The sequence below is a fragment of the Lysobacter capsici genome (assembly GCF_018732085.1).
Classification (GTDB): domain Bacteria; phylum Pseudomonadota; class Gammaproteobacteria; order Xanthomonadales; family Xanthomonadaceae; genus Lysobacter; species Lysobacter capsici_A.
This window is the reverse complement of the sequence record NZ_CP076103.1, coordinates 6146476-6164341: the sequence shown is the minus strand read 5'-3', so window position 1 is coordinate 6164341 and position 17866 is coordinate 6146476. Positions and strand designations below refer to the sequence as shown.

Genomic DNA, 17866 nt, shown 5'->3' with positions numbered 1-17866 from the left:
CTTGCTCCGATGGGCGATGACGGGGACGTTCAAGCGTGAGCGATTGCCGCTGCGGATCATGGCGCCGCCGCGCGCTGCGTCGGTTGATACAGTGCGGCAATCTGCGGAATGAAACGCTCGGGATTCGCCCCGACCAGGTTGGTCAGCACGATCACCGCGAGCTTGTCGTCCGGATAGACGATAAACGCTGCGCGGGCGCCGCCGATACCCGCGCGTTGCGGATTCGCGGGCGTGCCGAGCACCGGCCAGCCGGCCGACCAGCTTCCATCGCTGCCATCGTTCAATTTCTCCGGCGTCCACATGCCGCGCAGGCTGGCGGCGCTGATCAACCGGCCGTCCGACAGCGCGACCATCCAGCGTGCGACGTCATCGGCGGTGGTCTGGATGCCGCCGCCTGCCCACAGGCTCGGCGTCATGTCGTAGAACCAATGCGACAGGCGCTCGGCGCTGCCCGGGTCGTCGGTCTTGCGCGGAAAGTAGCTGTAGATCGTGGCCGCGCCGGGAACCAGGTCGTAGCTGTCGCCGAACCGGGTCGAGGGCATGCCGGCGACGGCGAACTGACGCTGCGCGAGGTAACGCTCGTACGGCAGCTTGGTCTGCTTGGCGATGATCCGGGCGAGCAGGGCATAGTTGACCTGGTTGTACTCGAAGCGCTCGCCGATCGCGGCCTGCATCGGCAGGTTCTTCACCAGCGTCCACGCATTGGACTCGGTGCCGCCGCCGAGCAGGCCCTGCTCGTCGAGGATATCGGGCAGCCCGGAGGTATGCGCGAGCAACTGGCGCACGCGCACCGCGCGCCATGCCTCGGGCACGTCGTCCAGGTAGCGCGACACCGGGGCGTTGAGGTCCACGAGCCCGGCTTGCGCCAGCTGCATCATCGCCACGCCGGTGAACGACTTGGTCGCCGAGTTGATCGGGAACAGCGTCGTTTTGGTTGCGGGCAAGCGGTTCTCGACATTGGCCAGACCGTAGCTTTCCGACAGCACCACCTTGCCGTCCTTGACCACCGCGATCTGCAGGCCCGGGATGCGCCGATCCTTCATCGTCTTTTGAATCAGTTGCCGCGCCTGCGCGTTGGCCTGGTCCATGCTCGCCGCCGCCGCGCCCGGCCAGGGCCACGACAACAACACGGCGACGACGATCGTCATGGCGCGGTACGTTCCGGATGACATGCAGCTTCCTCGGGCGGGTTCGCCAGTGACAGGAAGGCTTGAGATGATGTCGGCCGCGTAATGGTTTAAAGCGGTGTGGACAGACAGGCGAGCGGTTCGACTCGGCTGTCTGTCCTGGGTAACGATTCGCTCGGCTGCGAGGTCGCGACCTCAGGGCACCACCCGCACCGGGATGTCCGCCTGCAGGCTGTAGGGGATGGTGTTGGTTCGGCTCTGCACCGCGCAAGGCCCCAGGAGCCCCTTGAACACGAAGCGATTGTTCGCGGGCGTCGCGCCGGCTTGATCGCTCGCATCGAGCACACCGGTGATCGAACCGGTGGTGGTGGCGCCCGGGCAGTAGGCGAACGCCAGCAGGCGGATGCCGCTGATCTTCACCGTCGACAGCGTCGGCGACAAGGTCGGTGCGCCGGCGAACGGCGGATTCGCGCCGGTGTAGGGAATCGGCGCGGCCACCGGCCACGGCAGGTTGTAGGAACCGATCGAGCTGCACGCCGACACGCCGCTGAAGCTCGCGTTGGTGACATTGGCCGCGCCCGCAACGATCGCGACGGTGAAATCGGCGTCGCAGGGCAGTTGGGTGCCCAGGTACGCCAGCGTGGTCGGTCCGACGAAGTGGACGATGCCGTTGTCCGTCCAGCTCGCGCCGTTCCACACTTCGAACGATGCGGCCGAGGCCGATGCGGCGGCGAACACGCTCGTGGTCGCGGCGAGCGTGAGTAGCGTGGTCCTGAGTTTCGACATGATGAGGCTCCGGTTGGACGTCGATGGACGATGCGTGCGATCGGTCGGACGCGGCCGGGTGACAAGCCCGGCCGCGCCGTTCGAATCGCGCCCGCATTTCGATCGCGTCGGATCACGATCGGATGCGTATCGCTCGCTGCGCTCGCTGTCGCAGCGAACCGATACGATCGAACCAGGCCGCGTGCGCCGCGCTAGAGAATGCGCACCGCGGGATTGGCGACCAGGCTGTTGGGCGCGGTGCTGGTGCGGGTCTGCACGGCGCAGGGACCGAGGTTGCCCTTGAATGCGAGCCGATTGGGCGTGGGGGCCGCCGGCGGCGCGCCGAGCTGATCGGTGACATCCAATACTCCGGTGATGGAACCGGTGGTGCCGGGGCAATTGATGTTGATCGGCGGCGGGAGATACAGCTTGATTCCGCTGATGGTGATGCTGGACAGCACCGGCGACAGCGTCGGCGCGCCGGCGAACGGCGGATTGCCGCCGGTGTAGGGCGCGGCCGTCACCGCCCACGGCAGAAAGTACGGCACGATCCCGGAGCAGGCGGTGGAACCCGAGAACGTCGCATTGGTGACGGTGGCCACGCCGGCGACGACCGACACGGTGATGTCGGCATTGCAGGGAATCGATATGCCCACGTACGAGGCGGACGTCGGCCCGGTGAAATGGGTGACGCCGTTGTTGGACCAGTTCGAGATCGCACTGTCCCATACCTGGAACGTGCTCGCGCCGGCCGAGCCGGCACCGAGCAAGGTCATGGCGGAGACGGCGGCGAAGAGGGCGGTTCTGAGTTTCGACATGGTGGTTCTCCTGTTGGCGTCGATACGACGCAGGCACGACGTTTCGCGGGCGCCTCCGGGCGAGTGCGCGGATAGCGCGATGCGAGCGAGGTGCGTGGTCGGCAAGTCCCTGCCCTAGTACAGACGCGGTCGATCAAAAAACCCGAACCGCGCGATCCGGCGGCATGCGCGGATCGATTCGTTATTGAATCAACCCGGCGGTGCTGCGCCGCAATACCGATCGGCCCGCGTCGATCGCTGGCCCGACGAACTGCGTCGCCGCGCACAAATCGCGTCTGCCCGCGCGCCTACGATCGAGCGGCCATGCAAGGCGCCACGCCCGGCGCAAGCGTCGGCAACCGAAACTTCAGGAGGCTTCGATGAAACCGCAGGCAATCCGCACCGTGGCATTGGCCGCATTCGTGTTCGGCATGTCGATGTTCGTCAGCGCGAACGCCGCGACCGACGTGTGCAAGCGTTGCGAGCGCAACTACGAATCCTGCCTGAGCAGCGGCGGCGTCGATCCGGCCTATTGCTTCTCGTCCTACCTCGGCTGCCTGAGCTACGGCGACGGCCAGCATCCTTGCCCGGCGCCGCGCTGATTCACCGCCGCGATCGTCTCGGCAGCGAGCGGCGGACAACCCGAGCACCGTCAGCGCGACTGGATCGCGATGCGATTGCCTTCGCTGTCGCTGATCTCGGCGATCATGCCTTGCTGGGTGACCGCGGACGCCAGGAACAGGATCGTGCTGCCCAACGCGACGGCTTTGTCGAGGGTCGCGCCGACATCGTCCACGCTGAAATACACCACCGCGCCGGTCGTCGACGGCGCATATTCCGGGCCCTGCGCGAGCGCGCCGCTGGCGCCGCCCTGGCCCGGCTCGAACGGGAAATACGCCATCGTGCTGTCGTGGACCTGCACGCTCCGGCCGAACGCGATGCCGAAGACGCTGCTGTAGAAGCCGATGGCGCGGTCCAGGTCGAGGACCGGAATCTCTACGTGGGCAATGAGGTTCATGGCGCGCGATCGTGAGGAAACGGCGGGCACTATAGCCCGCGCAAACCCCGGCCGCCGACCGGTGAGGTGGCCGCTGCGGCGACGGCGTGGCTAGCGCGAATCGCCGACCGAGAACGAGCCCACGAAGCGGTACTGCGAGGCCGGACAGATCAGCCGCACATAGCTGGCGACCTGGCTGCGCGACCAGGTGCGCCGGGTCAGCACCAGCAGCGGGTCGCCTTCGTGCACGGCCAGTTGCGCGGCCATGCGCTTGTGCGCGACTTCGGCTTCGATGACGTGCTCGGTGCGTTCCAGCGGCGCGACCCGCATCAGGTACTGGTGCGGAATCTCGGCGTGGAAATCCAGCTCCAGGTACTCGGGCGCGCAGGCCGGGTTGACGAAGCGGTCTTCCAGTTGCAGCGGTTTGCCGTTGGCGTTGTGCAGCAATCGGGTGTGGAACAGCTCGCTGCCCGGCGCCAGCGCGAACTGCGCGGTGACCGTCGCGCGCGCCTGCACCGCCTCGCAGGTCAGCACCTGCACGCTGTGGATCTGGCCGCGCGACACGATCTCGTCGCGGATGCTGCGCACTTCGAACATCGCCGATTCCGCCTTCGGCCCGGCGACGAAGGTGCCCACGCCCTGGACGCGTTCGAGCACGCCGCTGTCGGTCAATTCGCGCAGCGCGCGGTTCACGGTCATGCGCGAGATGCCGAACTTCTTGACCAGGTCGTTCTCGCTGGGAATGCGGCTGGCGGGCTTCCAGTCGCCGTCGGTGACATGCCGAAGAATGTAGTGCTTGAGCTTGAGATAGTGCGGCTTGGGAGCGTCCATGCGCCGTAGCATTACAGGTCTATACAACCGCGCCAACGGCCGCGCATGCTGCAACGCAATGTGTTTGACAGTGCTTGTATAGGCATGTTATTGCTGTGGTATATACAAGCTCATGGTCTCGCTACACGCTCATGCCGTCGCTCCGCGTGCTACTGCGAATTGCCCTTATTCTGGTGCTCTGCACGGACGGAATCTTCAGCGCGTGGGCGGCGACGCGGATGGCGGTGAACGAGCTGGGGCGCGCTACCCAGAGCAGTGCATCGCATCATTCGAACGCGACGGCCGCCCAGGCCAAGGCAAAAGCCGCCGATGTTGCCGCCGGCGTTGATGCGGGCAAGCAAACCGCCGGCCACGATCCCGCCTCGCCGCTGGCCCATCACGACGACTGCGATTGCGACGGCCTGTCCGGCTGCGCCTGCAGCTGCATGCTGACCTTCTTCCCGGGGCGCAACGCGCCCTTGTTCGCCGCCCAGTATCTGCTGGCCTCGGCCTATCTCGCCCAGCCGCTGCTGCCGCCGGCCGGCGAGGAAATCTCGCGACTGTTCCGACCTCCGATCGCCTGACCCTGTTCGGTCGCCTCCGGCGACATTCCGCCGCGCCCTTGGCATTCGCTTGGTTCCTGACCAGGGGCCGCGGGCCGGCTTCGAACACGTCATACCTTTCGGGGAGAGAGAACCCATGTTTTTCAAGCGCGACCCCCTCGCGGCGGCCGTAGGCCTGCTGCTGTGCGTTGGTTTTGTTCCGTCGTCGTTCGCCCAGGACGGCGGCGCGCAACCGGCGGCCGGGCAAGCCCCCGAGCAAGCCACCACGCTCGACGCGGTGCAGGTCACCGGCAGCCACATCAAGCGGCTGCAGCTGTCGGGCGTCGGCCCGGTCACGGTGCTGGACGCCGAAGCGATCGAACGTTCCGGCGCCACCTCGGTCGACACCTTGCTGCAGCGCCTGCCGGCCTCGGCCGGTTTCGCCGGCAGCCAGTCCAACGCGTATTGGGCCGAGAACGGCTACGGCACCAGCCAGGTCAATCTGCGCGGCCTGGGCATCAACCGCACCCTGGTGCTGTTGAACGGCCGCCGCGTCGTCAACGGCGGCACCGGCGCCAACAGTTCGGTGGATCTCAACATGATCCCGGTGGCGTTGATCGAGCGCATCGAAGTGCTCAAGGACGGCGCCTCGGCGATCTACGGCGCCGACGCCGTCGCCGGCGTGGTCAACATCATCACCAAGAAAAAGTACGACGGCGCCGAAGTCGCGGTGCGCTACGGTCAGACCTTCGAGAACGACGGCGACGATGCCGCGTTCGACCTGGTCTGGGGCACCCACAGCGATCGCGGTTCGTTGATGGCGGGCCTGAGCTATTCCGAAGGCGGCACGGTCAACATGGCTTCGCGCGCGCCGTGCGGCCTGGGCGAAGTCGACGGCCGCCTGGAGTGCGTCGGCAGTTCGACCACGATCGGCGGCCGCGCTTTGCTCGCCGACGGCCGGCGGGTCAACTTCAACCAGGTGCTGGGCGGCAACGGCAATTTCTACGAACCGTATTCGGCCGCCAAGCACAACTACAACGGCAACCCGACCCTCAACGCGGTCAACCCGATCAAGCGCATCAGCGCCAGCGTGCTGGGCGACATGCACCTGAGCGACGAGCTGAGCCTGTTCACCGAGTTGATGTACACCAACCGTCAGTCGGACCAGCTGGCGGCGCCGGGCGGACTGGGCGTCTACCGCCCGATCAACATCGCCGCCAATCACCCGACCAATCCGACCGGGCAGAACCTGCTGCTGCAACGCAGGCGCCTGCAGGAAGCCGGGCCGCGCGAGTTCTTCCAGGAAACCAACACCTTCCGCGCGGTGGTCGGGCTGGAAGGACGCCTCGGCATGAACTGGGACTGGTCGGCGGCGATCAACTGGGGCCGCAACACCGGCACCGACGGATCGACCAAGGTCGCCAATCTCGACCGCGTCGACAACACGCTCAACCCGGCGATCTGCAGCAACGCGCCGGGCGCGGCGATTCCGTGCGGCGATTACCTCGGTTACGGCGATATCTCGCAGAAGGTGCTGGACTACATCCTGTTCACCACCCGCGATCACGGCGGCAACGAGCAGAAAAGCTTCACCGCGAACCTGAGCGGCCAGTTGTTCGAACTGCCGGCCGGCTGGGTCGGTTTCGCCTCGGGCATCGAGGTGCGCAAGGAGCGCGGCTGGCGCGATCCGGACCCGCTGACCGTGCTCGGCATCGCCAACACCAACCAACAAGATACGATCGCCGGCGAATACCTGGCCAAGGAAGCCTTCGCCGAATTCGCCGTGCCGCTGCTGCAAGGCCGTCGCTTCGCCGAATCGTTGACCTTGAACGCGGCGGTGCGTTACTCCGATTACGACCTGTTCGGCGAAGACATCAATTACAAGGTCGGGCTGGACTGGCAGGTGGTGCCGTCGTTGAAGTTGCGCGCCAACTACGCGACCGCGTTCCGCATCCCCAACATCCCCGAGCTGTTCGGCGGCATCGCCGAAGGCAACCTGACCACCACCGATCCGTGCAGCGGCTGGGCCAGCCAGCCGGCCGGTTCGCAGCTGCGGCAGAACTGCCAGGCCTACGGCGTGCCGGCCGGTTACGTGCAACCGGGCAACACCATCCTGACCACCTCGGGCGGCAACAACAACCTGGAACCGGAAGACGCGCGCTCGCTGACCCTCGGCGCGGTGTGGACACCGGGCTTCGCGCCGGGCCTGACCTTGACCGCGGACTACTTCAACATCCGCATCGACAACGCGATCCAGCGCATCGACGGATCGACCAAGCTGGCGATCTGCTACAACACCCCGGGCCTGGCGCATCCGTTCTGCAGCAACGAGAACTTCACCCGCAACCCGATCACCGGCGAGGTCGACTTCCTGTCTTCGCAGCCGGTCAACGCCGCCGACGAACGCGTGTCGGGCATCGACCTGGGCGGTCTGTACGAGTTCGACCTGGCCGGCTTCGATTCCAGTTTTAGCCTGGACGTGTCGTATCTGGACAAGTACGACGTGCGCCCGTTCCCCGGGGCCGAAGTCATCCACTACGCGGGCAAGATCACCGGCGGGCGTGGCAGCTACACCCATTGGCGCGCGTTCACCTCGTTGACGATGAGCCGCGATGAATGGTCGGGCACCTACAGCCTGCAGTACATCGGCAAGGCCGACGACATCAATGCCGCGCGCGGCGACATCGGCGATCACTCGCCGAGCGTGAGCTATCACAACGTGCAGCTCAAGTACTCGCCGGCGAAATCGTTCGACGTGTCGTTCGGGATCGACAACCTGTTCGACAAGAAGCCGCCCTTCATCCAGAGCTACACCGACGCCAACACCGACACCATGACCTACGATCTGCTGGGTCGGCGTTGGTATGCGCGGTTCGGTTACCGCTGGTAGTCGACGGTGCCCGTTCCATCGGCGCGAGCCGGTGGGGCGGGCAGGGTATCCAGGCATTGCGAGACATCTTATGAAACCCGCATTCTGGGCGCGCCGCGCCCACAAGTGGATCGGCCTGATCATCGGCGTGCAGGCGCTGCTTTGGATGATCAGCGGGGTCTACATGACCGTCGTTCCGCTCGAGATCATTCACGGCGATCACCTCGCCCACGCGCATAACGAATCGCTCGCCGCCGCCACGCCGCGGATCGGGCAGGCCGCGTTGCTCGATCGCTATCCCAACATCACCTCGATCAAGCTCAAGCGCTTGCTGGACCAGGAGGTGTATGAGGTCAAGCAGGAAAAAATCGGGCAAGACAAACAGGCCTCGCTGATCGACGCGCGCAGCGGCGCGAAGATCACCCCGCTGGAACGCGGCACGGTGGTCGCGCTCGCGCGCAAGGCCTACCAGGGCGAGGCCGAGATCATCGGCGTGGAATGGGTGACCAAGGCGCCGCAGGAAGTGGCGAAACGGCCGGTGCCGATGTGGGCGGTGCGTTTCGCCGACAGCGGCGCGACCACGTTCTATTTTTCGCCCGACACCGGCGATCTGCTGGCGCGTCGCCACAGCCTGTGGCGCTGGTTCGATTTCCTGTGGATGTTCCACATCATGGATTACCAGGAACGCAGCGACGTCAACAACACCTTGTTGCGCATCGCCGCGTCGGTCGGACTGCTGTTCGCCCTGAGCGGCGCGTGGCTGGTGTTCTACAGCTTCCGCTGGAGGCGAACCGCATGACGCCGTGGATGCGTTGGTTGCATAAATGGGTCGGCCTGCTGATCGGCCTGCAGTTCGTGCTGTGGATGGCGAGCGGCCTGATGATGGGATTGCTGCCGCACGACAAAGTGCAGGGCCACGAATTCCGCGCGCACGACCACGCACCGCGCGCCTGGCCGGCGGACGTGCTGGCGGCGGGCGAGGTCTTGAAGCAGGCCGGCTCGGCGCAGGTGATCGTGTCGGGCTGGTTGCTCGATCGCCCGGTCTATCAAGTTCTAGACGGCAAGCGCGAGCGCCTGTTCGATGCCCGCAGCGGCCGCGCCGTGGTCATCGACCGCGAACTCGCTCGCGCGCTGGCCGTCGCCTCGTACAGCGGGCCCGGCAAGCCGCGCGCGCCGATCCTGCTCGACTGGACCCAGGAAGTGCGCGATCACGATGCGCGCTCGTGGCGGGTCGATTTCGACGACGCGCAGGACACCACGGTGTACCTGTCGGCGCAGACCGGCGAAGTGCTGGAACATCGCAACAGCACCTGGCGCTTGTTCGATGTGTTCTGGATGTTGCACATCATGGACTACGCCAATCGCTCGAACTTCAACAACCCGCTGGTGATCGGCGCCGGTATCGGCGGCCTGTGGTTGGCGTTGACCGGCGTGTGGCTGTTGGTCGCCAGTTTCCATCTGCGCGAGTTCGTTCCGCAGCGTTGGCGTCGCGCGCGCGAACTCACCGTGTACGCGCCCAACGGCGGCAAGCTGCGCACGGTCAAGGCCGCGGCCGGCGACAGCGTGTACGTGGCCTTGGCGCGCAACGGCCTGCAACTGCCGTCCAACTGCGGCGGCGGCCAGAGCTGCGGGCTGTGCGAGGTGCGTTACCGCGGCGTGCCGCCCGCGCCGACCGCGGCCGATCGCGCGCACCTGAGCGAGAGCAAGCTCAAGATCGGTCATCGCCTGGCCTGCAATCTGCCGCTGGACGCCGACATGGAGGTCGAGGTGGCCGGCGGCGCGAGTCTGTGGACCGAGCACGAGGCCATGGTCGAGCGAGTCACCGCGGTCACGCCGTTCCTGCGCGAGATCGTGCTCAAGCCGGCGCAGGCGCCGGGACCGGAGTACCAGCCCGGCGCCTATCTGCAAGTGCATGTGCCCGACTACGAACTGCCGTGCGATCGCATTGTCCGGCCGGAAGAGCATCACGGCGACTGGGCCGCGCTGGACTTGCCCGATACCTTGTCCAACCGTGAGGCCGTGCGCCGCTCGTATTCGTTGTCGTTGCCGATCGATGCGAGCGACGGCCGCCTGACCCTGCTGGCGCGTTTCAGCCCCGGTCGGCAGGACCGCAAGCGCCAACCGCCGGGCAAGGGGTCGACCTATCTCTACACCTTGCAGCCCGGCGACCGGGTCCGCTTCAGCGGCCCGTTCGGCGACTTCGCGATCCGCCCGAACGCGCGCGAGAAAGTCTTCATCGGCGGCGGCGCCGGCATGGCGCCGCTGCGCGCGATGATCCATTCGCTGCTCAGCGAGGGTGCGCCAGAGCGCATCCATTACTGGTACGGCGCGCGGGTGCTGCGCGATGCGCCGTACGTGGACGAGATGGCGTTGCTGGCGCAGCGCAACGCCAACTTCAGTTGGCATCTGGTGCTCTCGGAAGCGGCCGAATGCGACGACGCGCTGGTGCGCGGCCTGGTGCACGAGGCCGCGCACGATCGCCTGTTGAAGGATCATCCCGCACTGCTGGAATGCGATTTCTACTTGTGCGGCCCGCCGGCGATGCTGGCGGCGACGCGGCAGTTGCTGCATCGCCTCGGCGTGCCGGACGAGCAGGTGGCGTTCGACGATTTCAAGATCTAGCGCTTGCCGCGAGGTTGCGGCATCGATTCACGGGTCGTAATCGGGCGGCTCGTGAGTCGCCGGTTCGAATGAAAAGGCCGGGCCGCGAAACGGTCCGGCCCTTCATCCATGCGCCGAAACGCCTCGATGGTTGCCACGATGCCACGGCGGCGTAAACCTCACTCCTCCCGGAACGACAGGTTCAGCGCCGGCAACGCTTCGAGAAACTCGCGCGCATCGAACGCTTCGCCGGGCGCGACGACTCCGGTCGCGCGGCTGCGCCCATCGCCGATGCGTTGCAGCGCTTCCACGACCAGCGGCGCGGTGATCGCGTAGATGTCGCGTCCGCTCGCGCTGGCATGACGTGCTTGTCCGTTCCTGCGCACCACGGTGTCCATCACGAAGAGCTGCGACGAACGTCCCTGCGCGTCGATCGGCGTCGGGGCCGGCGTGTGCGGATCGCGCAGGTCGTTGAGCGGTGCGAGGTTCATGTACGAATGCACTTCGTCGCTGCGCACATGCCGCGACAGGGTGACGATTTCCGACAGCGGCACCGCGACCACGTCCTGGGCGGCGAACGGCTCGGGAAAGATCCATTCGCGCGTCGGTGCGGGATCGGCGAGGAACGCCAGCGCGCCGTTCGACACCACCCGGCGCCGGTAGTGATTGCGCTCGCCGGTCAGGCGCGTGCCGACGGTGGGATGCCAGCTGTCGAGCGCGACCGCGATTTCGATGGACTCGGTATCCGTCCAGTCGCCGAGCGCCGCGGTGGCGAGCAGATCGGCGAGGCCGCCGTAGAACGCCATCGCCGGCAGGATCGTGATGCCGGCGGCATTCGCCGCTTCGGCGAAGCGTTCGTAGACCTCGATCACCGCCTGCTGCTCGGCGCAGACATCGAGATAGTGGATGCGTGCGCGCAGCGCGGCTTCGATCACGGGCGCGGCGGTGTCCAGAAACGGCCCGGCGCAATTGATCACCGCCGCGGCGCCGTCGAGCGCGCGATCTAGCGACGCGGCGTCTTCGATCGATGCGGGCCGCTGCTCCAGGCCGGGAAATGCGCGGCCCAACGCGGCCAGCTTGGCCGCATCGCGACCGGACAGGATCGCCGTCCAGCCGCGCGCGATCAACTCGGCGACGACGAAACGGCCGGTATGGCCATAGGCACCGAACACGGTGACGGTCCGATCGAGGGTGGTCATGCGTTGCTCCGAGAGGGTTTCGCCAGGGAGACCTCCGTGGCGCTGTTCGAGGCGTCATATGACCAGCCGCGCGTAGACGCGGCTATCGAAATCTTTAGCGATCCACTCTCTGGCTGTGCCGACGCGCGGCCGCGCGGTCCGGTCCGGTCCGGTTCGATGCGATGCGACTAACGAGGCGTCCTGGCCTTCGCCTTGAGTTCGCCGCGCTGCCACTGCGCGAGCCGTTCATCGATCAGCGGCGCGATCGCGTCGTAGTTGGCCCAGTCGTCCTGGGTCATCCGCTCGGGATCGTCCTGGAAATGGTTGGAGATCATGAACGCCTTGTTGATATCGGACACCCAGCGTTGCTCGTCCGGCAGGCCGATGCCGTTGTAGTACAAGGCCACGAACGCCAGATGCTGCGGCCGGATGTCGGCGCTCCACAGCAGCCGGCCGCAAGGACCGTGCAGAAACGCCAGCGGCGTGGTCGAGCGATCGCGCAGCGGTTGCAGCACCTGCGCGTCGAATCGTTGTTCGTCCAGCAGCCCGTTCAAACCGCACCACACGGTGAAGAAGGCGTCCTCGACATACACCAGCGGCTTGGTCTGTTCGTACTCGGCGTAGGCGGACACGAAGTCGGATTCTTCATCCAACTGCATCCAGATCCGGTCGAAAGCCGGCTGGTCTGCGGGGAACAGCGCATAGCTGGAGGTCGTCGCGGCGAGCGTCACCTGCGGAGCGGGCGCTTCGAAATTCCAGTACGGGATGCCGTCCGAGCCGCGCAGTTCGAAACGCGCGATGGCATCGAGTTCGGGCTTGCTCAGACCCCAGCGCAGGCCGCCGGGCAACGGGCCGGAGTAGGCCGGCCCGATCATGATCTGGGTGATGTAGTTGATGTAGGCGCGCTTTTCCTTGCGCTCGGGCCAATACGGCCGGTGCTTCGGCGTGGGTTTCGAACTCACGGTGATGCCCAACTGCTTCGAAGAGCTGTGATCGTTGAGGTTGCGCGGGGTCACCGCGCGCAGCGGCTTGGCGCCGATGGCCTCGATCAAGGCCAGCGCGGGCGCGCTGTCGATGCGTTGCCCGATGGCGGCCACCATCAAGTTCCAGATTCGATCGTCCATCGGCATGGTGCGGCTCCTGAAGTGCGAGGTTGTTGCGTTCCTTCGTCGCCGGGCCTGGGTGGCCGATGCGTTCGTGCGTTTCGCGTCGTCGCGGCGCGCGGACGGGCAAAAATACGCAATCGAGGAAGTCCGGATCAATCGCGAGCACGCGCAGCCGATCATTTCGCAGCGGCGGCTCGCGGTGCTTCGTCCCATTGCGCATAGGCCAGGAACGACTTCGCCAGTCCGAGCTGGGTCAGATACTCGCCCAGCCCGTTGTCGACCCGCAGCGCGCGTCGCGGGCCGAGAAAAAACGATTGAAGATTGGGCAGCGGAAAACTTTCCGCGTGCGGGTCGCCGTACTTCGCTCGCAGGCTCGGATACGACGGCCATACCCACGGCACCTCCGCGCGCCAGTGGCGACTGCAGCCTTTGGCGGTGTTTTTCCGAGTGAGGTGCACGCTGCCGTAGTACAGGCCGAACACCGAATCGGTCTGGCTGCGGTCGGGCATGTAGAACGTCTCGCTGGAGTAGCGTTGCCCATCGAGGCAGGGCAAACCGGCGACGCGCTTGTCCAGCAGCGCCATCTGCGCGCGGACCTTGGCGTTGCCGGTGAAGATCGCCGGATCCAGGCGATAGTCGCGGCCCGAGCCGTCGAGATAGTGATCCATCATGCGACCGGTCTGCCGCGCCAGGATCACCAGTTTTCCGCCGCTGGCCAGGGTGCGGTAGAAATCGCCGAGGAATTGTTTGTCCTGTGCACTCATCGGCGCGCGCCGGATCGCCGCGTCTTCCAGTGCGTCGATGCGATGCTGCAGTGCGTCGCGGCCGATGCCGGTCGCGAGCGTGAAGGCCAGGCCGAAACGCGGGCCGGGAAACTGCCGCCACAACGCCGCCAACACCAGCAGCAACGCCGTCAGGACGTACCAGCGGCGCCGGATGCGCCATCTCTTTGTCGCGACAGGAGCGTTCAATGCGCCATCCAGGATTGGCCGATACGCCATCATAAACGTCGCGGCCGCCGCTGCGTCCGCACGATGGCGACCAAGGATGCGCGCGATCGCTCGCGCATCATGAGATCGAAGGCATTCGACCCGAGCGCCGATGTGGTCTCGTCGCCATGCCTGCGCGAAACGCCCAGACGCGCCGCCTGTCGCCGCCGATCCAACGCGTGTGGACACGATTTTCGCCCAGGCCTACCATCGGCCGGCCCCGCCAACGATTGGCCGGGCGGTAGGGAAGCACACAACTAAACGGAGATTTTCATGAAGATGCAGCGACGCACCACCGCGGCCTTGGCCGCATTCGTCTTCGGCTGTTCGATGTTCATGAGCGCCAGCGCGGCCACGGATGCCTGCACCCGTTGCTGGAATACCTACGACCTGTGCGTTGCCGCCGGCACCAGCACCCAGTGCGATGCGAACCTGATCAAGTGCCTCAAGCGCGGAGACGGCACCCACCCCTGCCCGCTCTGACGCTGGCCGGTGACGCCCGCGGCTCGCCTCGGGTCGCGGGCGTCGCCTTGATCGCGAGTTGCGGTCAGGGCTTGGAATCCTTGGGCCTGGCATCGGCGGCGAGTTCGTACGCCGGCTTGGGATCGAACTTCTGCTGCAGGAACCGGCCGCTGTCGATCAGGGCTTCGGCGTCGCCGGCGAAGGCTTCCTGCGCGATCTTCTTCAATGACGCGTCCAGCAATTGCAGCTGGTCGGTCAAGGTCTGCGCGGCGGTGCGCCCGTCCTCGAGCGCCTGCATCTTCGCGAATGCCGGCGGCAAGCGCAGATAGCTGGCGAGCATGTCGGGCAGATAGCGGCGCAGGGTTTCCTGGATGGTGAAGGCCGATTGCGCCGACAGCGCGCTGGAGTCCTTGAGCGCGCGCAGGCGCGGCAACAGCTCGCGCAAGGTGTTCTGGATGCTGCGCAGCGATTCCAGCGCCGCGGCCGGCAAGGCCTTGGCGACCTGGCTCACCAGCCGGTCCAGATGCTGCACCAATTGATCGGCTGAGATCTCGTGGTTCGCCACCGCGTCGGCCAGGGTGCTGCGCGGCCAGCCGATCGCGCCGGCCGCGTACAGCCCGGCCACGATCAACGGCCAGCCCGTGCCGATCACTCCGGTGAACAGCAGCGCCAGCCCGACCGCGCCCAGGCAGCAGCCGACGATGTTGCGCGTGCTGTACAGATACAGCTGCAGCTTGTTCGCGGCGGGAAGGGCGACTGGCTTATCCATCGATCGATGATGTCACTGGTAGCCGCGGATGTCCTTGAACACGAGCGCGAGCGATTGCGATTTCGCATCGAAGGCCTTGCCGCCGGTGGCCTCGGCCAGCGACTTCATCTCCGAGGCGTCGGCCTCGCCGAAGATGATCGGAAACACCCGGATCGACTGGACCGCATCGTCCTGGCTCTCGCGCCAGCGCAGGAACTCGCGCAGATCGATGCCTTCGTTGTTTTCGCCGTCGGTCATCAGCACCACGGTGTAGTAGCGCTTGTCCTGGCGGCTGCGTTTTTCGCTGGCGAGTTCGAGCAGCGCCTGGCGCACGCTGTCGTAGATCGCGGTGCCGCCGTCGGCGGCCATCGGTTCCACCGCGGCCTGGATCGCCGCCAGGGTGGCGCGGTTGCTGTCGGCGCCGCTGCCCATGTCGAAGGTGCGGGTCGGCATCGGCCGGCTGGAGAACGGCAGCAGACCGATGCGTTCGCGGTTCTGGAAGCGCGCATAACGCGAGCTCAGCGACGCGCTGTCGCCGCCGGCCAGGGTGTTCATCGCGGTCTTGAGCTGGCCCAGGCGATCGTCGCGTTCCATCGAGCCCGACAGGTCGAGCACGTAGCGCGAGGTCGACGGGATGCGCATGTCGGCGAGGAAACTGTCGAGCAGGCGATCGATCACCTGCGGCTGGCCGGGGAACGGCAGTTCGATCAGGGTGCGGTTGGGAATCGCCGCCGCCGCGGTCGCGTCCGGACTGACCGGACGGCGCAGGGTCGCGGCCGACAGCTTGGTCTGGAACGCCGGCGAGCGCAGATACGCGACCAGGGTGTCGTAGTCGCCGCGCTTGCCGGCGTCGAGCAGCATCAGCGGATAGTCGGCGGTGATGATGCCTTCCTTGGGATACACCGGCACCAGCGGCTCGGGCAGCTTGCCGCCGTGATTGAGCGAGAGGATCACCGACTCGTAGTTGATGAGGCCGTCGGCCTTGGACGGGTCGGCCGCGTAGGCGTCGGCCAGCCAGCCCGAGGAGCCGGCGGTCAGGCGCTGGCCCTGGTAGAAGGCCTTGAGCGCCGGGTTGGCGACGTCGGCTTCGGTCAGCGCATCGGGATTGGACGCCAGCGCCGCGGCGATGCCGATCACTGCGGTGAAACCGGTGTTGCTCGCGGTCGGGTTGGTCATGCCGAAGGTGAAGCGGCCGCTGCCGGCGGCGTCGGCGATGTCCTTCCAGGTGGGGTCGGTCTTGTCCCAGCCCAGCGCGGCGGCCTTGGAGGCTTTGACGCCGAGGATCACCGGCGACAGCATGATTTTTTCCTGCGCCTTGATCTTCGACTTGAGCGTGGGGTTCATCGCCAGGTACTTGCCGTGGCTGACCCACACCGCATCGAAGGCTTCGCCGGCGTTGAGCCGGTCGATCGCGTCGAGCGTGCCCGAGTAGGTGAAGCGCACATCGATGCCGGTCGCCTTGCGGATGTCGTCGCCGAGCTGGGTGTCGACGTCCTTGATCTCGGAACCGGCCAGCACGGTGAACGCATGCTGCGGCTTGGCGTCGTCGCCCGATGCCGCGTCGCTGGACTGATGGCCGCACGCGGCCAGCGCGGACGCGATCAGGCCGGCGGCGAGCAAGCGAAGGAATCCGGTCATGGCCATGGTCCCCGGCGAAGTCAAAGCGCCACCGGACCGGCCGGCGCGGCGGTCGCGTGCTGCATCGCCGCGATCGCCGTGCCTTCGCGGTTCATGCGCGCCTCGCCCTTATCGATCAGGGTCTTGAGGTTGCCGATGTTCACGCCCATGGTCTGGATCGCCTTGCCGCGGAACTCGTCCATGCGGTCGAGCGCGGCGAAGGTGGTGTCGAACGCGGTCTGCAGCGCCTGCACGCCGATCAGCGGGTTGCTCTGGAACTCGGCGACGCGGTCGACGTGCTGGCCGAACTGGGTCGAGGTCGAGGCGATCAGGCCTTCGATCGCCTTCGAGCTCGACGCCAGCGCATCCATCACCTTGATCTGATAGCCCTGCGCACGCGCCAGGGTCACCGCGATCGACAGGCTGGACATGCCGATCGTCGCCATGCGGTCGCAGCCGTTGCGCAGCTCGCGCCCGGTCTTGCGCAGGCCTTCGAGCATCTTGTAGCCGTTGATGCAGACCAGAATCTGAGTCTTGATGTCCTGGCTCGCCTGGCGCACGTAGAACAGCACTTCCTGTTCGACCGCTTTCGCGCGCGCCGGATCGGTCGCCTTCAGGCCGTCGATCGCGGCCGACAGCTTGGCGTCGAGTTCGTTGGCGAACATATCGGCGGCCTTGAGCCGGGTCAGCGCTTCCAGCAGCTTTTGCATGGTGGCGAACAGCGCCTGGTCGTCGCGCGCGAGTTCGTCCTGCACGCCGTACAGATGGTCGATGGTCTTGCGGATCGAATCGCCGGCGGCGTCGAAGCGCAGCAGGTAAGCGCGCAGCTTGTTGCCGAACGGGATCAGGCCGAGCAGCTTGTGCACGCCGAGCAGGTCGCCTTCCTTCGAGGGGTTGAGGTCCTCGAACAGCATGCGCATCTCGCTCATCACCTTGAACGCCGGGCTGTCGGCGTCCTTGACGAAACTCTTGTCGAGGAACTTGTTGGTCAGCAATGTGCTGTCGCCGATTTCCTTGCGGCCCAGGCGGAACGCGCTGTCGACGCGGCTGCGGAAGTCCTCCGAATGCGGGTCCAGGGTCAGCAGGTCCTGGATGAAGCCGTCGGCCTGGGTCAGCAGCTGCGTGCGCAGCTCGTCCTTGAACGGGATCATCGCGCTGGCCTGGTCGGGCTCGCGCACGATCGCGGCCGGTTCGGGCATGTCCAGGGTCAGGACCGAGGTTTCTTCCGGCGTCTGCGACGAAGTCTGCATGGTCATGG

Annotated in this window: 17 protein-coding genes; 6 read left to right on the top strand and 11 right to left on the bottom strand. The window is 66.4% G+C overall.

Annotation, left to right across the window (positions count from 1 at the left end; all coding sequences use genetic code 11):
* Positions 1 to 56: 56 nt before the first annotated feature.
* The 3 genes from KME82_RS25775 to KME82_RS25765 all read right to left on the bottom strand — a co-directional run bounded on the left by KME82_RS25775 (position 57) and on the right by KME82_RS25765 (position 2710).
* Entirely contained in the window at positions 57 to 1148 is a 1092-nt protein-coding gene (locus KME82_RS25775; RefSeq protein WP_252255548.1) for a serine hydrolase domain-containing protein, read from the bottom strand.
* A 174-nt stretch (positions 1149 to 1322) separates the two neighbouring features.
* The gene (locus KME82_RS25770) at positions 1323 to 1913 is read right to left on the bottom strand and encodes a hypothetical protein (RefSeq protein ID WP_215496576.1); all 591 of its coding nucleotides are present in this window, start codon (positions 1911 to 1913) and stop codon (positions 1323 to 1325) included.
* Positions 1914 to 2104: 191 nt separating this feature from the next.
* The gene (locus tag KME82_RS25765) at positions 2105 to 2710 is read right to left on the bottom strand and encodes a hypothetical protein (RefSeq protein ID WP_215496575.1); all 606 of its coding nucleotides are present in this window, start codon (positions 2708 to 2710) and stop codon (positions 2105 to 2107) included.
* A 359-nt stretch (positions 2711 to 3069) separates the two neighbouring features.
* Here KME82_RS25765 and KME82_RS25760 point away from each other — a divergent pair, with 359 nt between their 5' ends.
* A complete protein-coding gene (locus tag KME82_RS25760) occupies positions 3070 to 3291 on the top strand; it encodes a hypothetical protein (RefSeq protein WP_215496574.1) in 222 nt (73 codons plus the stop codon).
* A gap of 50 nt (positions 3292 to 3341) precedes the next feature.
* Here KME82_RS25760 and KME82_RS25755 read toward each other — a convergent pair whose 3' ends face one another.
* Positions 3342 to 3707, bottom strand: coding sequence for a VOC family protein (locus KME82_RS25755; RefSeq protein ID WP_215496573.1), 366 nt, complete (start codon positions 3705 to 3707; stop codon positions 3342 to 3344).
* A 90-nt stretch (positions 3708 to 3797) separates the two neighbouring features.
* Positions 3798 to 4517: a histidine utilization repressor gene (gene hutC, locus KME82_RS25750; RefSeq protein ID WP_215496572.1), complete on the bottom strand. Its 720-nt coding sequence runs from the start codon at positions 4515 to 4517 to the stop codon at positions 3798 to 3800.
* Between the two features lie 131 nt (positions 4518 to 4648).
* Here hutC and KME82_RS25745 point away from each other — a divergent pair, with 131 nt between their 5' ends.
* The 4 genes from KME82_RS25745 (at position 4649) to KME82_RS25730 (ending at position 10529) form a co-directional block, all read left to right on the top strand.
* Positions 4649 to 5080 (top strand): CopL family metal-binding regulatory protein, encoded by a 432-nt coding sequence (locus KME82_RS25745; RefSeq protein WP_215496571.1) that lies wholly within the window; start codon positions 4649 to 4651, stop codon positions 5078 to 5080.
* A gap of 115 nt (positions 5081 to 5195) precedes the next feature.
* Positions 5196 to 7928, top strand: a complete 2733-nt coding sequence (locus KME82_RS25740; RefSeq protein ID WP_215496570.1) for a TonB-dependent receptor — start codon at positions 5196 to 5198, stop codon at positions 7926 to 7928.
* A gap of 70 nt (positions 7929 to 7998) precedes the next feature.
* A complete protein-coding gene (locus KME82_RS25735) occupies positions 7999 to 8706 on the top strand; it encodes a PepSY domain-containing protein (protein ID WP_215496569.1) in 708 nt (235 codons plus the stop codon).
* A complete protein-coding gene (locus KME82_RS25730) occupies positions 8703 to 10529 on the top strand; it encodes a 2Fe-2S iron-sulfur cluster-binding protein (RefSeq protein WP_215496568.1) in 1827 nt (608 codons plus the stop codon). Before KME82_RS25735 ends, KME82_RS25730 begins: the two co-directional genes overlap by 4 nt.
* Before the next feature lie 158 nt (positions 10530 to 10687).
* On the opposite strand, the gene KME82_RS25725 is transcribed toward KME82_RS25730, so the two are convergent.
* From KME82_RS25725 to KME82_RS25715, 3 genes are all read right to left on the bottom strand, one after another.
* Positions 10688 to 11707, bottom strand: a complete 1020-nt coding sequence (locus KME82_RS25725; RefSeq protein WP_215496567.1) for a saccharopine dehydrogenase family protein — start codon at positions 11705 to 11707, stop codon at positions 10688 to 10690.
* Between the two features lie 167 nt (positions 11708 to 11874).
* Positions 11875 to 12816: a hypothetical protein gene (locus KME82_RS25720; protein ID WP_215496566.1), complete on the bottom strand. Its 942-nt coding sequence runs from the start codon at positions 12814 to 12816 to the stop codon at positions 11875 to 11877.
* A 152-nt stretch (positions 12817 to 12968) separates the two neighbouring features.
* Complete coding sequence (locus KME82_RS25715; RefSeq protein ID WP_215496565.1) at positions 12969 to 13763, bottom strand: hypothetical protein; 795 nt, start codon at positions 13761 to 13763, stop codon at positions 12969 to 12971.
* A 291-nt stretch (positions 13764 to 14054) separates the two neighbouring features.
* Between KME82_RS25715 and KME82_RS25710 the strand changes: the two genes are divergently transcribed.
* A complete protein-coding gene (locus KME82_RS25710; RefSeq protein ID WP_215496564.1) occupies positions 14055 to 14264 on the top strand; it encodes a hypothetical protein in 210 nt (69 codons plus the stop codon).
* 64 nt (positions 14265 to 14328) lie between these two features.
* Here KME82_RS25710 and KME82_RS25705 read toward each other — a convergent pair whose 3' ends face one another.
* Genes KME82_RS25705 through KME82_RS25695 form a run of 3 tightly spaced genes read right to left on the bottom strand, consistent with a single transcriptional unit; the run spans position 14329 to position 17864 of the window.
* On the bottom strand, positions 14329 to 15012 hold the full coding sequence (locus KME82_RS25705) for a hypothetical protein (RefSeq protein ID WP_215496563.1): 684 nt from the start codon (positions 15010 to 15012) through the stop codon (positions 14329 to 14331).
* A gap of 12 nt (positions 15013 to 15024) precedes the next feature.
* Positions 15025 to 16629 carry a substrate-binding and vWA domain-containing protein gene (locus KME82_RS25700; protein WP_215496562.1) on the bottom strand — a complete coding sequence of 535 codons (1605 nt, stop codon included), beginning with the start codon at positions 16627 to 16629 and terminating at the stop codon, positions 15025 to 15027.
* A 20-nt stretch (positions 16630 to 16649) separates the two neighbouring features.
* The gene (locus KME82_RS25695; RefSeq protein WP_215496561.1) at positions 16650 to 17864 is read right to left on the bottom strand and encodes a toxic anion resistance protein; all 1215 of its coding nucleotides are present in this window, start codon (positions 17862 to 17864) and stop codon (positions 16650 to 16652) included.
* Positions 17865 to 17866: the final 2 nt, after the last annotated feature.

What these genes read in the sequence shown, in the direction of transcription:
- KME82_RS25775 (WP_252255548.1), bottom strand. Translation starts at nt 1,148, where the DNA reads ATGACGATCGTCGTCGCCGTGTTGTTGTCGTGGCCCTGGCCGGGCGCG.
- KME82_RS25770 (WP_215496576.1), bottom strand. Translation starts at nt 1,913, where the DNA reads ATGTCGAAACTCAGGACCACGCTACTCACGCTCGCCGCGACCACGAGC.
- KME82_RS25765 (WP_215496575.1), bottom strand. Translation starts at nt 2,710, where the DNA reads ATGTCGAAACTCAGAACCGCCCTCTTCGCCGCCGTCTCCGCCATGACC.
- KME82_RS25760 (WP_215496574.1), top strand. Translation starts at nt 3,070, where the DNA reads ATGAAACCGCAGGCAATCCGCACCGTGGCATTGGCCGCATTCGTGTTC.
- KME82_RS25755 (WP_215496573.1), bottom strand. Translation starts at nt 3,707, where the DNA reads ATGAACCTCATTGCCCACGTAGAGATTCCGGTCCTCGACCTGGACCGC.
- hutC (WP_215496572.1), bottom strand. Translation starts at nt 4,517, where the DNA reads ATGGACGCTCCCAAGCCGCACTATCTCAAGCTCAAGCACTACATTCTT.
- KME82_RS25745 (WP_215496571.1), top strand. Translation starts at nt 4,649, where the DNA reads ATGCCGTCGCTCCGCGTGCTACTGCGAATTGCCCTTATTCTGGTGCTC.
- KME82_RS25740 (WP_215496570.1), top strand. Translation starts at nt 5,196, where the DNA reads ATGTTTTTCAAGCGCGACCCCCTCGCGGCGGCCGTAGGCCTGCTGCTG.
- KME82_RS25735 (WP_215496569.1), top strand. Translation starts at nt 7,999, where the DNA reads ATGAAACCCGCATTCTGGGCGCGCCGCGCCCACAAGTGGATCGGCCTG.
- KME82_RS25730 (WP_215496568.1), top strand. Translation starts at nt 8,703, where the DNA reads ATGACGCCGTGGATGCGTTGGTTGCATAAATGGGTCGGCCTGCTGATC.
- KME82_RS25725 (WP_215496567.1), bottom strand. Translation starts at nt 11,707, where the DNA reads ATGACCACCCTCGATCGGACCGTCACCGTGTTCGGTGCCTATGGCCAT.
- KME82_RS25720 (WP_215496566.1), bottom strand. Translation starts at nt 12,816, where the DNA reads ATGCCGATGGACGATCGAATCTGGAACTTGATGGTGGCCGCCATCGGG.
- KME82_RS25710 (WP_215496564.1), top strand. Translation starts at nt 14,055, where the DNA reads ATGAAGATGCAGCGACGCACCACCGCGGCCTTGGCCGCATTCGTCTTC.
- KME82_RS25705 (WP_215496563.1), bottom strand. Translation starts at nt 15,012, where the DNA reads ATGGATAAGCCAGTCGCCCTTCCCGCCGCGAACAAGCTGCAGCTGTAT.
- KME82_RS25700 (WP_215496562.1), bottom strand. Translation starts at nt 16,629, where the DNA reads ATGACCGGATTCCTTCGCTTGCTCGCCGCCGGCCTGATCGCGTCCGCG.
- KME82_RS25695 (WP_215496561.1), bottom strand. Translation starts at nt 17,864, where the DNA reads ATGACCATGCAGACTTCGTCGCAGACGCCGGAAGAAACCTCGGTCCTG.